The sequence below is a fragment of the Pseudoalteromonas tunicata genome (assembly GCF_002310815.1).
Lineage (GTDB): Bacteria > Pseudomonadota > Gammaproteobacteria > Enterobacterales > Alteromonadaceae > Pseudoalteromonas > Pseudoalteromonas tunicata.
In genome coordinates this window covers 277,997-298,146 of record NZ_CP011033.1, presented here as the reverse complement: position 1 = coordinate 298,146, position 20,150 = coordinate 277,997, and the positions used below count along the sequence as shown (strand labels likewise).

Sequence of the window (20,150 nt, the reverse complement as noted above, 5' to 3'; positions counted from 1 at the left end):
TGCTTTCTTGTAACGGCGCCAACGGATAAATATCTTGAATGTTTTGTGCCCCGCCAGGTACTAAAGTACTAATCTTATCAAGCTCTTGTTGAGACACTGAAGCAAGGTTGACCATCTGAGGTGTTAAATATGTACACGCTGCAGGGATTAAATTTTCAGGTAGTAATGCGTCACTCTGGATCTCTTTATTAGGCACTAGCTCTAGGGTCATCTCTTTTAATACTTTTGCCGCAAATAAAGACTGAACTGATGTACTAAAACCGCGTTTTTTTAGGCGGCTAACTAAATCCATAATCATCAAAGAGTGGCCACCCAACTCAAAGAAATTAGCCATAATACTAATTTCTAATTTATTGATTCTTAAAAGTTCAGCACAAATCTCAACCAGCATCAATTCTGTCTCACCGTGTGGCGCGACATACGCTGTGCTATCGATACTCTCATCCACCGAGGGCAGTCCTCTGCGGTCTATTTTACCATTTGGCGTCAATGGCCATTCTGAGACCAAAATAACGTTCGCTGGCACCATGTATTCTGGTAATACCGCCGCTAACTCAGCTTTTAATGAGGCAATAACGTCCTCTTTTGACGCGTCTGCTTGCACGGTTTTGGCATAGGCTATCAGCCGTTGATTGCCTGCTTTATCCGCTTGGGCAACAACCAGCGCTGAGTCTATTTGCTTATGTTGTGCGACCTGATATTCTATTTCGCCCAACTCTATGCGAAAGCCTCTTATCTTCACTTGATGGTCTAAACGCCCCATGTATTCTATGTTGCCATCTTCTTTGTAGCGCACCAAATCTCCTGTTTTATACAAGCGCTCACTGCTGTTGCCTTCTTCTGCTTGATAAAATGGGTTGGCGATAAACCGCTCTTGTGTCAGCTCTGGCCGATTTAAATAGCCGCGGGCTAAGCCGTCTCCACCAATATGTAACTCGCCACAGGCTCCTTGTGGTAATAGATTTAATTCGTCATCCAATATATAGAGCTGGATGTTTTGTATTGGTTTTCCTATCGGCACACTGCTGCCCAGTGGCTGCGAGCAATCCCAGTAGCTCACATCAATAGCGGCCTCTGTTGGGCCATATAAGTTATGTAATCCAACCTCTGGTAACTGATGTCTAAATTGTTCAACATGGCTGATTTGTAACGCTTCACCACTACAAAAAACCTGTTTCAGTGACTGACATCGACGCAAGTCACCATGGGCTAACATCACGCCTAACATGGAAGGCACAAAATGCAATTTGGTCACGCCGGTGGCAACTATCAGTTCGGTGAGGTAACTTGGGTCTTTGTGTCCTTGCGGTTTGGCTACCACTAGTTTTGCGCCCTTTAGCATGGGCCAAATAAATTCCCAGACCGACACATCAAAACTGTACGGGGTCTTTTGTAAAATAACATCTAGGCTGTCACAGCCATATTCTCGGTCCATCCAATCAATACGGTTGTGCAAGGCTTGATGGGCCAACAATACGCCTTTTGGTTGACCTGTAGACCCTGAGGTGTAAATCATGTAGGCAAGGTGCTGTGACGTTAACCCTATTTCCTTTAGATTAATATTCTCTTCGCTATACTCGCTAAACGGATGCGTAACCTGACTCCCCAAGCCATCAAGATAGACCACTTGTGCTTCGCCTAACGTGATGTGCTCTTTAAGGGCTTGGGTACTTAATACCACATTGGCCTGGGTATCACTGACCAAATACTGCAATCGAGCAGACGGTAACTCCGGGTCCAATGGCACATAAGCGCCGCCGGCTTTTAAAATCCCCCAAATCCCGATGACCATTTCCAATGAGCGCTCAGTGCATAAGCCCACTAAACTGTCAGGCCCAACACCATGCTCAGCGCGTAAATAATGTGCCAACTGGTTGGCTTTGGCATTAAGTTCGCCATAACTTAAACACTGCTCTTCAAACCATACCGCGGTGCGCTCTGGCGCGTGTTGCACTTGCGCTTCAAATAATTCATGAATGCACAATTCTTTAGGGTAGCTCAGCGCAGTATTGTTCCAATCTACCAGCTGCTGCTGGCGCTCGGCGTCATTAAGCATAGGTAAAGCGCTTAAACTCTGCGATAGATGCTGCGGTGATAACTGAGCCATGTGCTGTAAAACAGCTTGTAGATGCTGGGTAAATAACGAAATACGAGATGCCTTAAATAAAGCACAATCGTAATTCCACTCAATTTTTACACCTTGATCGCTAATAACAACTTCAATTTCGAGGTCAAACTTAGTAATAACGGTATTCACTTGGCGTTGATTAATTGTCAGACCGTCAAACCCAATACGGGTATCTCGCACACCATAATCTGAATTAGTTGTCAGCATAATTTGGAATATTGGGGAGTGCGCGCTACTTCGAGGAACATTCAGTCTTTCTACCAGTTGCTCAAACGGTACATCTTGATGTGCTTGAGCCTGTTGATTGACCTTTTTAATGTGTTGTAAATACTGGCTAATATCGGTTTGTTTAGTATCTACACGTAATATCAAAGTATTGGCGAAATAACCTATCAGCGCTTCAAGCTCAGGTAAGTTTCGATTAGCTATCGGTGTACCAATGACAATATCGTGGCAATTACTATGGCGAGCAAGGACCAAGGCCAAGGCAGCATGGACCAACATAAACGGTGTCAGCTGCATATTTTTTGCTAAATCTAATAAACTTTGTGCCACCGATGGAGGCAAACTAGCCCCAATAGTATCGCCTTGTAAACATTTCTCATTTGGTCGGTCAAAATCGGGGGTAATTCCATGCAGCGCAGGTACATCAGCAAGTACCTGCTGCCAATGGTCAATTTGTTCAGCCAGTGATTGCTGGGTTAAAGTGGTGCGTTGCCAATGAGCGTAATCCGTATATTGTAATTTAAGGTCAGGTAATTCAAAGGCTTCTCCTTGGAGCAACGCCCGATAAGCTGTTACAAATTCACCTATAAGCACCTCCATAGACCAGCCGTCTGAAACAATATGATGCATATTGAGAAGCAGTACTGCGTGACTTTCTGATCCGGCTTCGCTCTTTTTTACTTGGATATAAGTGACTCTAAACAATAAGTCTTCGCTCAAATTAAATGCCGTGCTTGCATCCTGTGCGATGTATTGCTCTAATCGTGCATCTTTATTTTGACTATCAATCAGGTCAATTACTTCAACCTTAAACTCGACCTGCTCTCTAGTTCTTTGGCGGACCCCATCCTCAGCTTCAAAATAACATGACCGAAGAATGGCATGTCGATTAATAATGTAATTGAATGCTGCTTCTACCACCGAGATATCTAAGCTGCCCTGCACATCTAATGCAAGGGGGATATTATATTCAGCTGAAGGTCCACGGAGTTGTTCCAAAAACCATAATCGTTGTTGAGAAAAGGACAACTCAGCTTCAACTAGATTCAGTTTCGGAATACTTTTTGAGGTATTTGGTATTACGTGTTGATTACTAAGCAGCTCAATAAGTTGTTCTTTATTTTGTTGGAGCGCACTTTTTAGTATATCGGACATGCTTCCCTTGGCTGCTTTAAATTTGAGTTTTCCTTCTTCAACATACAGGTAAACGCCCTGTGATACCGCTAACTCAAATGCCTGATGTACATTCATTAAATCTCACCTTCCTCAACTAAATTTTGGTCACAGATATTGTCCACAACTTGTCTGTTAGCCTGTTTTAGGCGCATGAAATCAATTTTCTCTGCCAGTTCGACAAGTGACTGAGCTGAAAAAATATCACTCATCTCAATGTGTTCTATATTTATCTTACTATCCGATGTAATTGCTCGAACCAATCGACTCACGAGTAAAGAGTGCCCTCCAAGTGTAAAAAAGTTTGCTTTTACACTAATTTTTTCTTCAGGCAGATTCAGAAGTTCAGCCCAAATGGTCACTAATCTATGTTCTGTATCAGTCGTAGCCGCAACGTACTCTTCTTCACCACTTAAATCGACAGCAGGCAATGCACGTTTATCTATTTTTCCGTTACTGGTTAATGGCCATTGTTCAACTTCAACAAAATTACTCGGCATCATATAATCGGGTAACTGAGCTGCTACTTGCTTTTTGATATTAATGATTGCTTGTGCAGTATTATTTTCATCTGCGCTTTTATCATACAATTGAACATAAGCGAGTAGATGCTTAGAACCTGTGGCACTACTGATCACAGTTACAACCACGGCATTAACTTCAGGACAAGCAACGATAACACCTTCGATCTCACTAATTTCGATTCTAAAACCTCGAATTTTAACTTGCTCGTCGATACGCCCTAGATATTCGAGTTCACCTTCAGGTAAATAACGTACTAAGTCCCCTGTTTTATACAGGTATTGCGTGACACATTTATTTTTATCCTCAATAAAATAAGGATTTAAAACAAAACGTTCCGCTGTTTGTCTTGGTAGTTGATGATAGCCGCGGGCTAAGCCGACACCACTAATATATAACTCTCCCACTACACCTGGTGATAATAATGCCAATGAATTATCTAATATAAAAGCGCTGGTATTTTTAAGTGGTTTTCCAATCGTCACTTTACTGTTAGGTTTTAATTCAGCCCAAGTCGCGCAAATTGATATTTCTGTTGGCCCATACGCATTGATCATCCGATATTGCCGCACCCAAAGATTAACAAGTTCCTGATCACAAGCTTCGCCACCCACAATTAACGCTTTTAGTGCTAAATCATCGCGATATTCCATCATAGCCAAAAATGCAGGTGGCAAGGTGACATGGGTAATTGCTTCTGCATACAATAATTGACTGATGCTCTCGGGTGATAGCCGCTCAATACTATCTGCAATAATTAATGTTGCACCATTTAACAACGCCATAATGTATTCCCAAGTACCGGCGTCAAAACTCATTGATGCAAAATGAAGTACTTTGCTCGTGTGATCCACTTCAAGGTAATCACGATGGTTAAATGCAACATTCACGATCCCTTTATGTTCCAACAACACACCTTTAGGTTGACCTGTTGAGCCAGAGGTATAGATAGCATACGCGAGGTGATTAGATGACAACCCAGAGACTAAATCGCCTAAATTATGTTTAGGGTAGTTGGCAAATGTTTTAACCGTTTGTGCATAACTCAAACCATCAATGCATACACTACTGTAATCAGTTAAATCGAGCTGTTTAATGATAAAGTGCGTCGATAAAATAATTTTAACACCCGAGTTTGACATCATATAAGTGAGCCGCTGTCGAGGATACGCAGGGTCTAGAGGAACATATGCGGCACCCGCTTTGAGTATAGCCAACGTCCCTATTACCATTTCCAGTGAGCGCTCAACACATAAGCCAATAAAAGTATCTGGGGTTATCTGATATTCCCGAATTAAAAAATGCGCTAACTGATTGGCTCTTTCATTCAGCTCTTTATAAGTCAGACTATTCTTACCCAATTTTACCGCTATATTATCGGGGGTCCGTAATACCTGTTGTTCAAATATTTGTTGAATACACAGGTGATTAGGATAATCCTGACTATGGTTATTGAGACCATTAACTAAATACTCTTCTAGTTTTTCACCCAATATCGATAAGCGATTTAATGGCATAGCTTCTAATTGTTCATCCGCAATCTGCGTCAAAGCAAGCAGCGCATTATTAAAATGTTCACTTAACTGTTCAACAAAACCTTGCTCAAATAAAGCGACATCATAACTCCAACTAGTTTCGAGACCTTGTTCGGTTATATTGAGTGCAATTTCCAAATCGAACTTAACAGCGGGATGCCCTCCTTCTAGCGGTGTTAAACTTAAATTCGGCAAATCTAAGAGTGAGTGTTGTTCATGTTGTACGGCAAATTTGTCATTGGTCGTCAGCATAATTTGCACTAATGGTGTATATGCAGAACTTCTGGGTAAATTAAGCGCATCTATCAGTTGCTCAAATGGAATATCCTGATTAACTTGAGCATTTAGATGTACTTGACGAACATGGGCTAAATAATCACCGATCGTTGCCTGACAGGTATTTAATCGCAGTGCTAAGGTATTAACAAAACAACCTATCATGCTATTAAAAGCAGCTTCTACACGATTAGCCACAGGGGTACCAATAACAATATCTGATTGATTACTATGGCGACTTAGTACAATAGCTAAAACCGCATGCAAAAGCATAAACGGACTTAAATTAAACTGTTTTGCTATTTCGCTTAGTCGCTCAGAAATTGCCGTATTTAGATTACCTTTGATGCTAGCACCAATAGTTTGTTTTATTGTTGGTCGAGAGTGCTGTAACGGCAGTCCTTGTAAAATAGGCGCAGCATCTAGAGTACGCATCCAATATTCTTTTTGCTTTTCGAGCTCTGCACCTTGTAGCTCTTTTCTTTGCCAAACAGCAAAATCAGCATATTGCAGGTCTAACTCAGGCAGAGGATTAGCCTGATTTAAAGTGTAAGCACGATATAAAGTGACAAACTCATTCACTAATACTTCCATCGACCATCCATCTGAGGCGATATGATGAAGTGTCAGTAATAACACTCCTCGCTGAGGATCTTGCTCAGATTCGCTAAGTTGCAAATATTTTGCGCGAATCGCCAAATCTTTGCTTAAATCAAACGAGCGACTTGCTTCTGCAAGCAAGCACTGTGACAGCTCAGCTTCTCGCTGCGGTTTAGCAATCCGACTCAGATCTTCATACCCTAAAGCGAATTCAACATCATCTTTCACTAGCTGTAACACTTGGTCGTCACTTTGCAAATAAATCGTGCGAAGGATCTGGTGGCGTGAAATGATTGTGGTTAGCACTTTTTCTACTAAATTCAGTTCTAGCGTACCCACTACATTTAAGGCAACAGGCATATTATATTGACTGCTCCCAGACTGCATTTGTTCAAGTAACCAAAACCTTTGCTGGGTAAATGACAACTGGCAACCTTGTGGATAATGCCCTCGGATTGGTTGTATTTTATTGTCCAAGTTCGCAACGAACTGCGATAGAAAATCTATGATCTCTGCTTTGTGGTCAACAATTTGCTGTTTTAACTGTAGTGGAAACTCCGCTACAGTTAAATCAAAATGCAATGTATTCTCTTTGACATACAGATATACACCTTGATCTGCTGCCGACTGTATTAATTGTGCGATCATTATAAAGTTCCACTCATAATTACCGATTCATTGGCTTTTTTAGTAATAAGATATTTTTGCGCCTTTTTACTTTCAATGACTTGTGAAAGTAATGCTAATTCAGGGGCTTCAAAAATCTCCCGTAAGCTCAGCTCAATATCAAATGTTGCTTTAATATTGCCTGAGAGCTTAATTAGATAAAGTGAATGACCACCCAATTCAAAAAAGTTGGCCGTTGCACTTATTTGTTCTGCTTCCAACCCAAGTAAGGATGACCAAATAAGCGCCAGTGTTTGCTCTATTTCCGTTTCAGGCGCTACATACTGCTGCCCAGCCGACAATACTGTTGGTGCTGGTAATGCTTTTTTATCTATCTTGCCATTAGGTGTTAAAGGCCACTTGTTCATAATGACAAATAAGCTTGGAACCATATAACTTGGCAAAACAACAACTAATGCTGCTTTAACATCTGCTAACCAATCTTGTTGCCGTTCTTCACTCCAGATTGTCTCACACGTGAGACAAGGTTCTATATAGGCGACTAAGTACTGAGTCCCATCGGTTTGAGTACAAGGTATCACCTGTGAAGTAACAATATCTTGCAGACTATTTAAGCGATGCTCAATTTCTCCTAACTCAATTCTAAAACCACGAATTTTAACCTGATGATCGATTCGACCGATAAATTCTATTCTGCCATCCTCACGATAACGCACCAAATCACCAGTGCGATAGATTCGAGGGCTAGAATTAACAGTATTAGGTTCAAAATACGGATTATCTATAAAGCGTTCAATTGTCAAATCAGGGCGATTTAAATAACCGCGAGCAAGGCCTGCCCCCCCGATATAGAGCTCACCAACACTGCCTAATGGTAATAACTCTTGCGCGCCGCCCAATATATACCCTTGACTATTTGAAATCAACCTACCTATATCGGGTACTGAGGTTAACGGTTCATTAAACCGAGCATAGGTTGAATAAGTTGTATCTTCTGATGGGCCATAAAGATTACATACTGCAACACCTGGTAGTGCCTCTAAAATCTGATTCACAAGCTGTGCAGTGAGGGGTTCTCCTGCAAGATTGATGACCTTCACTCCACGTGGAATCGCATTAACTTCCAGTAAAGCTTTCATTGCAGAAGGCACTGTATTAATCATGCTGATGTGCAATTTCTGCTCGGTCAGGGCAAGCGCGTTTTTCACAATCACACTTTGATAACCAAAACATAATGGTAAAAAGAGTTCATAGACAGATAAATCAAAATTTAATGAGGTTGATGCCAGTACGCGATCTAATTCTAAATCACAATAAGCTTGTTTAGCCCATTGCAGCATCGCTACTGTATTACGGTGCTCAATCATGACTCCCTTAGGATTACCTGTTGAACCTGAGGTATAAATTAAATATGCCAAGTTTGATTCACAGACACCTGTTTCCTCTGTACTTAAATCATATTCAGGGTATTGTAAAAATTGACTATCAGACTTATCAATCAATCCATCAAGTAATACTGTCGATGATTGACCTAAATTTATACGTTTGGATACGTCATACTGAGTTAGTACCACAGATAAAGCGGCATCTTCAATCAAGTAGGCAAGTCTAGCCTGAGGATAATCAGGGTCCAATGGCACATAAGCGCCGCCGGCTTTTAAAATCCCCCAAATCCCGATGACCATTTCCAATGAGCGCTCAGTGCATAAGCCCACTAAACTGTCGGGCCCAACACCATGCTCAGCGCGTAAATAATGTGCCAACTGGTTGGCTTTGGCATTAAGTTCGCCATAACTTAAACACTGCTCTTCAAACCATACCGCGGTGCGCTCTGGTGCGTGTTGCACTTGCGCTTCAAATAATTCATGAATGCACAATTCTTTAGGGTAGCTCAGCGCAGTATTGTTCCAATCTATCAGCTGCTGCTGGCGCTCGGCGTCTGATAATACACACACACTGTGCACGGATTGTATTGAGTCTTTTGCTAATAAATCGAGTACGTTTGTCAGTGTAACCTGTACATACGCCGCTATCTGCTGCGCTGGGACCCGTGTATCTATTTGCACTTCAAATGCAAAGCCATCACCAAAATCATCCACTAATAAGTTAAACGGGTAGTTGGTTCGCTCTTGGCTCTCAAGGACCCGAAATCCCGCCTGTGCTTCTGCGCCTTGCTCTGCTATTGCTGAGTGACGGTAATTTAACATCGCGCTGAATAACGGCAGTTGTCCACTGACGCCGCTGTAACGTTGTGCTTCTGCTAATGAAACTTGCTCATACGGTACTAAGTCTTGTAAGTCGCTGTTCAGTTGGCTTAATAACGTTGCGGCTCTGTGACTGCCTAAGTCCACTTTTAATGGCAAGGTGTTGATTAACATCCCCATCATGCGTTCTATGCCGGGGAGCCCATTCATGCGTCCTGATAAAACCGTGCCAAACACCACTTGTGACTGACCGCTGCACACCGATAACACTTTGGCCCATACTAAGTGAAACAACGCTGCTGGGCTGCTGTTGTGCTCACGCATTAACTGCCGTACCTGTTGCGCTTGGGCTTTGTCCAATCGGACTTTGACACTCGTGACCGCTTTACCATCATTCAGTACATCGCTTAACCCATAAGGCAGGGTCGGCTCACTCACCTCACCAAGTTGTTGGCTGAAAAACGCGGCGGTATCGAGTTCGCCACTGCGCTGTAAGGTACGTCCTACAAACTCGCGATAAGGAACGGGCGGTGCAAGCTCTGCGTGTGGAGTATGTAACAGTACGCTCAGCTCTTCGACTAAAACCTCTAACGATACATGGTCTGATATCAGGTGATGCTCGCTCAAGAGTGCATAATGCTTGCCTCGTACCGTATCTTCACATACCGACAGCTGCAGTAACGGCGCAGTTTCTAAATCAATCCAATAATCGGCCTGCGCTACAAAGTCTATAAATGCTTGGTACACATCCTCACTGTCGTTAAACGCTAGTTGACTCACTGCTAGTTGGGCTTCTCGCTGAACCACTTGCAGCGCGGTTGTCCGGTTACGCCACACGATGGCGGTACGCAGTACATCATGTCTGGCAATCAGTTGTTGCAACGCGGCTAAAAAGCTCGCCAAACTCGCGTCATCATCAAACTCAAACGTGCTGCTGGTGACATATGGGTCGTATTGCTCGCTCATGGTGTGAATGAATAAGACCCCTTCTTGCAGTGGTGCTAGGGGGTAAATATCTTGAATATTGGCCATTCCTCCGGGAATAACTGCCGCAATATCCGCAATCTCTGCCTCACTGAGCTGCGTTAAGGTGAGCATCTCGGGTGTGATGTGTTGGCAATCTGCTGGGATCCCATTGGCGGGCACATTGATGAATTCAGCTGTGTTCAATGGCTGTATCTGCCGTGCCATGTCTTGCAACGAATGCGCTTTGAATAACGCTTGGACGTCTGCTTGAAGCTCACTTTTTCTCAGCTGACTCACCAATTGCATTATCAATAATGAGTGCCCTCCCAACGCAAAAAAGTTCGCGGTGACACTAATTTGGTTAGTTGGTAACGCTAAATGCTGACTACAAAATTCAACCAGCCAGTGCTCCTGCGCGCTTTGCGGCGCTTGATATTCCTGCAATAAAACGACTGCTGGCAGTGCGAGCAAGGCCTGTTTATCTACTTTACCATTGGTGGTGACCGGCCATTGCACCACCACGCTGAAGGTGGCTGGCACCATATAATTGGGTAAGCTCGCGCTTAATGATTGTTGCAACGATTGCAGCCACTGGCTGTGCTGTGCTTCATCAAGGCTCTGCTGTGGTTGAACATAAGCTCGTAACGTTTTACCTCCATCATGCCCAGGCTCAGCAAGCACCACCGCAAGCTCGACGGTTTCGTCAGCCATTAACTGATTAACAATTTCACCTAATTCAACCCGAAAACCGCGTATTTTTACTTGGTCATCGATGCGCCCCATAAAGACTAACTCACCATCGCCAGACAAACGGACCCAATCGCCGGTTTTATACAAGCGCTCACTGAGTGCGAGGTTGCTCTTGTCATAATAAGGGTTATCGATAAAACGCTCTGCGGTGAGTGCCGGTTGATTCAAATACCCTTTGGCCAACCCCTGACCACTGATGTAAAGCTCGCCCATTACGCCCGGCGGACACAGTGTCAGTTGCTCTGATAAAACCAAACAAGCAGTATTGGCATTCGCACGACCAATTGGCACCGCACGAGACTCGGCGTAATCACTGTCAATCGCAAAGCCTGAGGCGGTGACAGTGGTTTCAGTTGGGCCATAGGAATTGAGCAAACAAAAACCTGGTTTTAAACTTGCCACCGATTTTTTATCCAACGCTTCGCCGCCAACAATCACCAAGCGCAGTGACAGACGGGCCAACTCTTCTTCACTGAGTGCCAACTGATGCCAAAATGCGGTTGGCAAACTGGCCACACTGATGGCATGCTGCTGACAAAAATCAATAAAGGCTTCGCGACTCAACGAGACCGCTTCGTGACGCAGTACCAAACTCGCACCGCGGCTTAGGGACGCCAGCCATTCTTCAACAAAAATGTCAAAGTTCATCGTTGAAAATTGCAAGACATTATCAGCCTCGGTGATGTCGTAACGCAGCTCACAGTTGGCGGCAAAATTAACTAAGTTACGATGCGTAACCATCACTCCTTTTGGCGTACCCGTTGAGCCAGAGGTGTACATCACATACGCCAAATTCGCAGGAGTCAGTCCCGGTACATCGGGGGCATCAGTCGCGTAATCATTAAAATGCTGTAGGGTACAAATAGGCACCGTAGTCACGTTAAAACCATCCAGTAACGTGGCCACTTTTTGTTGTGTCAGCACCACAGTCAGGCCCGTATCCTGCACCATAAACGCCAGACGCTCTTTAGGATAAGCAGGGTCTAGCGGCACATAAGCCCCACCTGCCTTTAAGATAGCCAGCACCCCCACCATCATCTCAAGCGAGCGCTCAACACACAGACCAACCAAGGTATCGGGGCCAACGTTATGGTGCTCGCGCAGATAATGGGCCAGCTGATTAGCACGTTCATCTAACATACGATAACTTAGGAATTGCTCACCATTGGTCACCGCCACCCGTCCGAGTGATTTTTTAACCTGCTGCGCTATCAGATGATGCGCGCAGCACCAGGCCAGTTCTCGTTTCGGCCCACACTGCATCGCCAGTAAAGCCTGCTCTCGCTCTGAAGGATAAACAGCAAGCTGAGCTACTTGCGTTGCAGCTAGCTGTTGCATATCTGTAACCAAGCTCGTCAATGCGGTAGTCATCAAGTCAGACACTAAATCTAGTGGTACACGGACATCGGCTTGAAAATCGAGAGTAAACTCATCGCCATAGTCATTTACCGATAAATCCAATGGATAATTACTACGTTCATGTACCGCATCAATCTGATACAGCGGTTCAAAGTCGCTTTTAGCCATCTTCTGAGAATGACGAAAATTTAATGTTGTGCTAAACAAGGGTGTACTTGGCGCTACTTGACTATGGCGCTGAGCATCGGCCAAAGAGATTTGCTCATAGGGGATCAGAGCTTGTAATTGATGGCGAATTTGCTCTAAAAACGCTGATGTTGTTACGTTAGCCAAGTTGAGTTTGATAGGCAAAGTATTAATCAGCATACCTAACATCTGATCAACGCCCTCTTCACCACTCATTCGTCCAGAAAAAACAGTACCAAAAACAACTTCGCTCATATTGCAACAATGAGACAATACCATAGCCCAAGCGCCATGAAATAATACCGCGGGGCTAATATGTTGCTGTTTTGCAAGAGTACGGAGCTGTTGGCTTAATATAGAATTTAATGGATAACTAAGCTCTTTTGAATTAGAGCCATCACCTAATATATTGGCAAAACCAAAAGGTAAAGTTGGCTCTTCTACATTGCCAAGTTGTGACTTAAAAAAAGCATCACTGTCTAGTACTTTTGATTTATGTAAAGACTTAGCCACAAATTCCCGATACGGAACTGACGGTAAGAGCTCAGTTGTACGTCCCTCAATGATTTTGGACAATTCTTCAAGGATTAATTCAACAGAGACGTGATCTGTAATAATGTGATGATGTTTAAACAACGCAAACACCTGACCACTACTTTTATCCTCAACTACCTGCAAACGCAGTAATGGTGCTTGTTCAATATCAATCTTATGATTACCGCTTACAACAAATTGTGTAAACGCAGTGTAGATATCTGCTTCTGCAGCAAACTCGAGATATTCGACCAAAGATCCCACATTTCGCTGTACTACCTGAACCGCTTTTTCAAGGCCACGCCACAGTATCAGACTACGTAAAATGTCATGTCGAGCAACCACCTCAGTAAGCGCATCAACAAATCGCGTAAATTGCAATCGATCATTAAACGTTAAAGAAGCCGAAATAACATAAGGGTCAAATTCTTGCTCTAAAGTATGAGCAAATAAAATACCTTGTTGCAATGAAGCAAGTGGATAAATATCCTGAATATTTTTTGCACCGCCAGGGACTCGTTGACAAACTTTTTCTAATTCATGTTGTGTTAGTTCAATGAGTGGCAGCATTTGTGGAGTGATTGAGTCTGCATCAACTGGAATAATATTTGCTGGGACTTGATAAGCAACGGTCTCACCGGATGCTCTTAATGCCAAGGCCATATCGGCTAAAGTCTGAGCCTTAAAAATCGCTTGAGTTTCTCCCTCAAATCCTGCTTTTTTTAATTGCGCATGAATTTTCATCATCAATAATGAGTGACCCCCTAGTTCAAAAAAGTTTGCTTCACTGCTGATTTTACTGGCATCTATGCCCAGTAATTCAGACCAGATTTTCGTAAGCAACAACTGCTTTAATCCTGACGGTGCAACATAGCTTTGTAGTCTAAAACTGAGGTCAGGTTCAGGGAGCGCTCGTTTGTCTATCTTCCCATTTGATGTCAATGGCCATTCTTGAACAAAAACAAAAGTGCTGGGCACCATATAAGCAGGTAATGCACTTTGTAACTCGCTAGCAATTTGGTTTGCGTCAGTTGCATGCTGATCGCTCGGTGTTGCCTGTTTCAGTTCAACGTAAGCAACAATACTGGCATTATCGCTCTGATCTTTACGGCACACCACCAAAGACTGTTCGACATCATCCAACGCATTGATCCTGTTTTGGATTTCACCTAATTCAACCCGAAATCCGCGGATTTTAATTTGGTCGTCTACTCGCCCCACATATTCGATTAAACCATCTGTCGTATAACGGACTAAATCGCCCGTTTTGTACAATCGCTCTGCCCGACCCAAAATACGACTATACAGATTTGCGACAAATTGCTGCTGCGTCTGCGCCTGTTGATTGAGGTAACCTAGTGCCAGACCATCACCGCCGACACATAATTCGCCTATCACGCCTGCGGGTACTAAGCTGCCTTGTGCTGATAAAATTAGCACCACATCCCCTTGTACGCCTTGCCCTATCGGAACACCTGCGGATAAATCCTGGCCACGTGGTATCGGGTAACAACACGTAAAGGTGGTATTTTCTGTCGGCCCATACCCGTTGATAACGCTCACATCTGGCAACGCCTGTTGTACGGCTTTAACTGCTTGCGGATTGAGTACATCGCCTCCAGCAAGCACATACTCCAATGCAAGCCCCGGTTGACAGGCTGTACTCCACTGCGTAAATAAGCCCGATGTTAACCACATCGCCGTCACCTGCTGCGCTGCCAGTACCGCGTTCAGGCGCTCTAGCGTGATTAATTCGTCTGGGAACAAGACACAGCGCCCGCCATTTAACAATGGCCCCCAGATTTCTAATGTGGCAGCATCAAAGGCAATGGTGGCACATTGTAAAAAAACCGTCTCTTTGTCTAACGTCATGAAATTCGGTGAGCAGACTAAGCGATTAACCGCCCGATGAGGGGTCATGACGCCTTTAGGATGCCCTGTAGAACCCGAGGTATAAATCACATAGGCAAGTGACTCGCTACTGAGCCCAGTTGCTCGGCTGAGGTTATTGCTGCTTTGCTGCGATATGAGCGCATCATGTTGGTCTAAACAAATTTGCGGCACATCACTAAAGTGCAGTGCTGTTGCCTGTGATTCCGCTGTCAGTATCACACTCACTGCGGTGTCTTCAAGCATGTAGGCTAAACGTGATTGAGGCGCCTGTGGGTCGAGCGGCACATAAGCTGCTCCTGCTTTTAAAATCGCTAACGTACCAATAATCATCTCAACTGAGCGCCCAATACATAAACCAACACGGCTATTGGCGCCAATTTGATGCCTATTTTGAAGGTAATGTGCGACTTGATTCGCTCGCTCGTTTAGTTGCCGGTAGCTCAGGACTTGCTCATTACAACTGAGCGCTATGGCATCGGGGGTGTCAGCGACCCGTTGTTCAAAGACCTCATGAATACAAGCCTTTTTCGGATAGGTCGCAGGCGCCGCTTGCCAATCAATCAATTGTTGTTTGAGTTCGTTTTCTGACAGCACACAGTTCGAAAGCTCACAGTTATCAGAACGACCTAATAATTGAGCTACAAGATTTTGTAGGGCAGTTTGCATATAAGCGGCTATCGATTGCGCACCAACGGCTTTGTCAATTTGGAACTCGAGCGAGAAATCATGACCAAAATCATTCACCGACACCCCAAATGGATAATTGGTTCTTTCTTTAGCGCTGAGCAGAGTCCATTGCCTGTGACCATTTTGTGCCAAGATGTTATCTTGCTCTGCAACAGAATGGCGATAGTTCAATATCGCGCTAAACAGCGTCCCATTTCCATCAATACCACTGAACCTTTGCGCTTGAGCCAATGAAACTTGCTCATACGGTATTAACGCTTTTATTTCAAAATCAACCTGTTGAAGTTGCTGTAATAGGCTTCCTTGTTGCATATTCACTCTAAGCGGCAGCGTATTAATCATCATTCCCATCATCTTCTCGATACCTAGCATACCGCTCATACGACCGGATAATACAGTACCAAAAACAACATCATCGCTGGCACAACAAGTAGCAATCACCTTAGCCCAAGCAAGATGAAATAACGCAGCGGGACTGAGCTGATGCTGACGAGAAATTGCACGAATATCAGCACTTAATTGTGGTGCTAAGCTAAGATGCAAATCATCAATAGCACCACCGTTCCCTGTCACTTCAGTTAATTGAAAAGGTAATGTTGGCGTCTCGATATCACCCAACTTATCCTTAAAAAACGCAGCAATATCTAGTTCATCCTTATGCGCTAAAGTACGCGCAATAAACTCGCGATAGAGTTGTGGGGTCTCAATTTCAAAATCAGCCATTGTGCATTTTTGCTGCAATTGCGTCACTAAAATATCTAGCGAGACATGATCTGTAATTAGATGATGGAAGGTCAATAATGCATAACATTGACCTTCAGCATCAGACTCTGTTACTTCTAGTTTCATCAGCGGTGCCGCTTCTAAATCTAAACTTGGCTGGTGCTCCTCAACATAAGACATAAACGCTTGTTTAAGCGTATTTTTGCTATTTAAAACAAGGGGTAAAACGGGCAATGACACTGTTCGTAATACAACTTGTAGTGGATTTTCTCTGCCCTGCCAAAAAATTGCAGTTCTGAGTACATCGTGTCTTGCGATAACAGCATCTAACGCATGTTTAAATTGGTCAAACTGTGAAACATCGGCAAATTCAAAGGCCGCAGTTGTTACATAAGGGTCTTGATGAGGGTTTAATGTGTGAACAAACAAAACACCTTCTTGCAATGGAGCCAGTGGATAAATATCTTGAATATTACGGTAGCTATCCGGTACTTTATCTGCGATAGCATCAATTTCTAACTGAGATAACTCAATTAAGGGCAACATATGTGGCGTAATATAATCACAATTATGGGCGATACCATTTTTTGGCACCTTAAATTCCGGTTCCTCATGGGTGTATGAATCAAGGTAACTAGCCATTTCTCTGAGTATCGGGATAGTAAATAAGGTATGCACCTTTACCCCTTTACCAATACTTTGCAATTTACTCGCTAGCTGCATCAACAACAGTGAGTGTCCTCCTAATTGAAAGAAGTTTGCAGCGGCACTAATTTGCTCAACACCGAGTATTTCAGACCACATTTGCGCTAAATAGCGCTCAGTTTCTGTCTCTGGAGCAATATATTCGCCTTGTAAAGTAATAATGTTTTGTGTCAATAATGCCTTTTTATCTATTTTTCCATTTGGTGTGACTGGCCACTTATCTATTAAAGAAAAACTGCCAGGCACCATATGTGCTGGTAAATGTTTTTCAAGCTCACTTTGCAGTGAAAAAACAAATTCCGCAGCTTGTTGCTCAGATACTATTTGCTCAGGAATAACATATGCGATCAGTTGATTTGTACCACTTTGACGCTTTGTCAGTACCACGGACGAATGTACTGCTTCCAATTGATTTAAAGCATGCTCAATCTCGCCTAGTTCAACCCTAAATCCTCTGACTTTAACCTGATCATCAGCACGACCAACAAACTTCAGTTCTCCCGAGGGTAAATAACGTACTAAGTCGCCGCTGCGATACAAACGCTCACCACTACTTGGATTGGCAGCAAAAAAAGGATTGCTAATGAATTTTTCTGCCGTTAACTCAGGTTTATTAAGGTACCCATGAGCAAGACCCACACCTCCAATATACAATTGACCAATAGAACCTATTGGTAACATTTTTTGATATTCATCCAGTACAAAAACCGACACATTACCCAAAGGCCTACCTATATGAACTTCAGAATCGGACGATAATTTACATACCGTTGCACATACCGATGCTTCTGAAGGACCATAAGCATTATAAAAACCATATTTTTCTGCCCATAACGCCATCAAGTCTTGTTCACAAGCTTCTCCTGCGACAATCAAACATTGCAACGCATAGTCATCAGTACACGCAATATTGGCAAGAAAAGCTGGAGGCAGAGTTACATGTGTGATTTGCTGAATTTTAAACAGTTGCTCAATTCTTTTGGGGTCTATACGTTCACTTTCACTACTAACTACCAAGGTCGCGCCATTAAGCAGTGCCATGACCCAATCCCATGTGCCCGCATCAAAACTGATTGACGCATAATGCAAGACTTTACTCGTCGCACTGATATTAAAGAGTAAGCGCTGATTGTGCGCTAAATTAACTATGCCCCGATGAGTACACATTACACCTTTAGGCTGCCCAGTTGAGCCTGAGGTATAAATCAAATAAGCAAGTTCATCAGATTGCTGTGATAACAGATCTGTCAAATTACTAGCGGTATAGTTTAGCCAAGGCGCATCAGATGACTCTATCATTACATCATTTAATTCAATGACTTGGTATTTTGAAAAATTAAGTGATTGTCGACATGCAGAATTTGATAATAGTAATGAAACACCGGAATCTTCCATCATGTATGCCAACCGGTCGCTAGGATAATTTGGATCCAAAGCAACATAGATACCGCCAGCCTTTAAAGTCGCTAAAATGGCTATCATCATTTCAATTGAACGGTTTAAACAAATACCAATATAGTTTCCAGACTTAACACCGTGTTGCTCAATTAAGTAATGCGCTAATTTATTAGCATGCGCGTTCAATTGTGCATATGACATTGATTGAGAGCCAAATACAACCGCTGTTTGATCAGGGCTTTGCTCAACATAATGCTCAAATATCTGATGGATCATTGCCTCTGCGTCATATTCGCTCTGGCAATCATTCCAATTAAATAGCTGTTGTTTTATTTCGGCTTCTGTCGCTAATGTGTAATCACCAATCAGCATAGTTGGCGTCTCAACGACTGTTGCTATCATGGTGGTTAAACGGCTTACATGAAGAGAAACCTCTTCGTTATCAAAATAATTACGGTCAAAATTAAATTCAATTTGAACATTATTTACTTTTTCTTGGTTACGGACATAAATTGATAATGGATGAGAACCATAACCACTATTAAGCGGCATCTTGCGGCTTGGAACATTACAAAACAGGTTATCGGATGGATAATTTTCAACTGATAGTTGAATATCGAACAGTTGGTTTTTCCCTTCATTTAACGGCCGAAGCTGACGAATAATTTCATGTAATGGATATTTTTGATGTTTATAAGCACGTTTTAACTCTGCCGCCACCGCAATAAAAGTATCAGCAAAGCTATTGTTGCGTTCAAATTCAACGGCAACTGGAATAACAGATGCCATCATGCCAATTGTTTTACGCAATTGTGCAGAACCGCGGTTATGTACTGGCATGCCAATATTAACTAAATTTCGGCCATCGTTCATCAGCGAAAAATAGACAGCAATTAAAGTGGTAAAAAAATGGGTCGGTGAACATTCAAATTGTGACGCCACCGTCTGGATCTGGTCAAATTGTTGCTGAGTTAGCTCAAATTCTCGTTTAATAAAAGGCTGGTCATTATATTGATTCGTCTTTTTCAGTAATACAGGGTCTGGTAACGACTTAAATTTAGTTTGCCAGTACAGCTGATCTGTTTCAAATTTGGCTGAATTTCTATAAGAAATATCTTTGTCGACAAAATTTAAATAGGAAGGTCGCACAGGCATTTCATCAATAAAATTGCCATTTTCATCCATTTTGGTATACGTCTCGCTGAGGAACTCTAAGAATAAACTTCCTCCAGTTCCATCAACAATCAAATGATGAAAAACCACACACAACGCACTTTCATTGGGTGATATTTTTAACCAATGTAGCCGCCATAAACAATCGCTCATCACATCAAAGGGTATCGCCATTTGAGTCTGACAATAGTCAATAGCTCGCTCTTTGGCATCGTTATAAGCAGAAAAGTCTATGCATGGTAATTTGTATTTAAGCTCATGATTAATGTATTGGTTTGTTTGTAGGCCTTGACTCGTTATATTGATTTTTAGTGCATCGGTATGAGCAATCACGTAATCCAACGCATATTGTAATCGCTTAAGATTAATAGGCCCATGCAATTCATATCGACCGCCGATATTATACAAAGGAGATTCAGGCTTGAAGACTTGCTCCATCCAAACAGGCTGCTGGGAAGATGTCAAAGGGTAGTGTAATTTATTCAT

3 protein-coding genes (1 of these 3 cut by a window edge) are annotated in these 20,150 nt (G+C 42.9%); all 3 read right to left on the bottom strand.

Going from position 1 to position 20,150, the window contains the following annotated elements; translation table 11 throughout:
- Tightly spaced (each overlapping or abutting the next), the 3 genes in view from PTUN_RS19010 to PTUN_RS19000 form a layout consistent with a single transcriptional unit that may run on beyond the window.
- Positions 1–3,604, bottom strand: partial view of a non-ribosomal peptide synthetase gene (locus tag PTUN_RS19010; RefSeq protein WP_096035271.1) — the 5' end (the start) only. Its footprint begins 6,434 nt before the window's first position; the window shows 3,604 of its 10,038 coding nt (coding positions 1–3,604); the start codon lies at positions 3,602–3,604; its stop codon lies beyond the left edge, outside the window.
- Positions 3,604–7,107, bottom strand: coding sequence for a non-ribosomal peptide synthetase (locus PTUN_RS19005; RefSeq protein ID WP_009836313.1), 3,504 nt, complete (start codon positions 7,105–7,107; stop codon positions 3,604–3,606). The genes PTUN_RS19010 and PTUN_RS19005 overlap by 1 nt, the downstream gene beginning before the upstream one ends.
- A complete protein-coding gene (locus PTUN_RS19000; protein ID WP_096035270.1) occupies positions 7,107–20,150 on the bottom strand; it encodes a non-ribosomal peptide synthetase in 13,044 nt (4,347 codons plus the stop codon). Before PTUN_RS19000 ends, PTUN_RS19005 begins: the two co-directional genes overlap by 1 nt.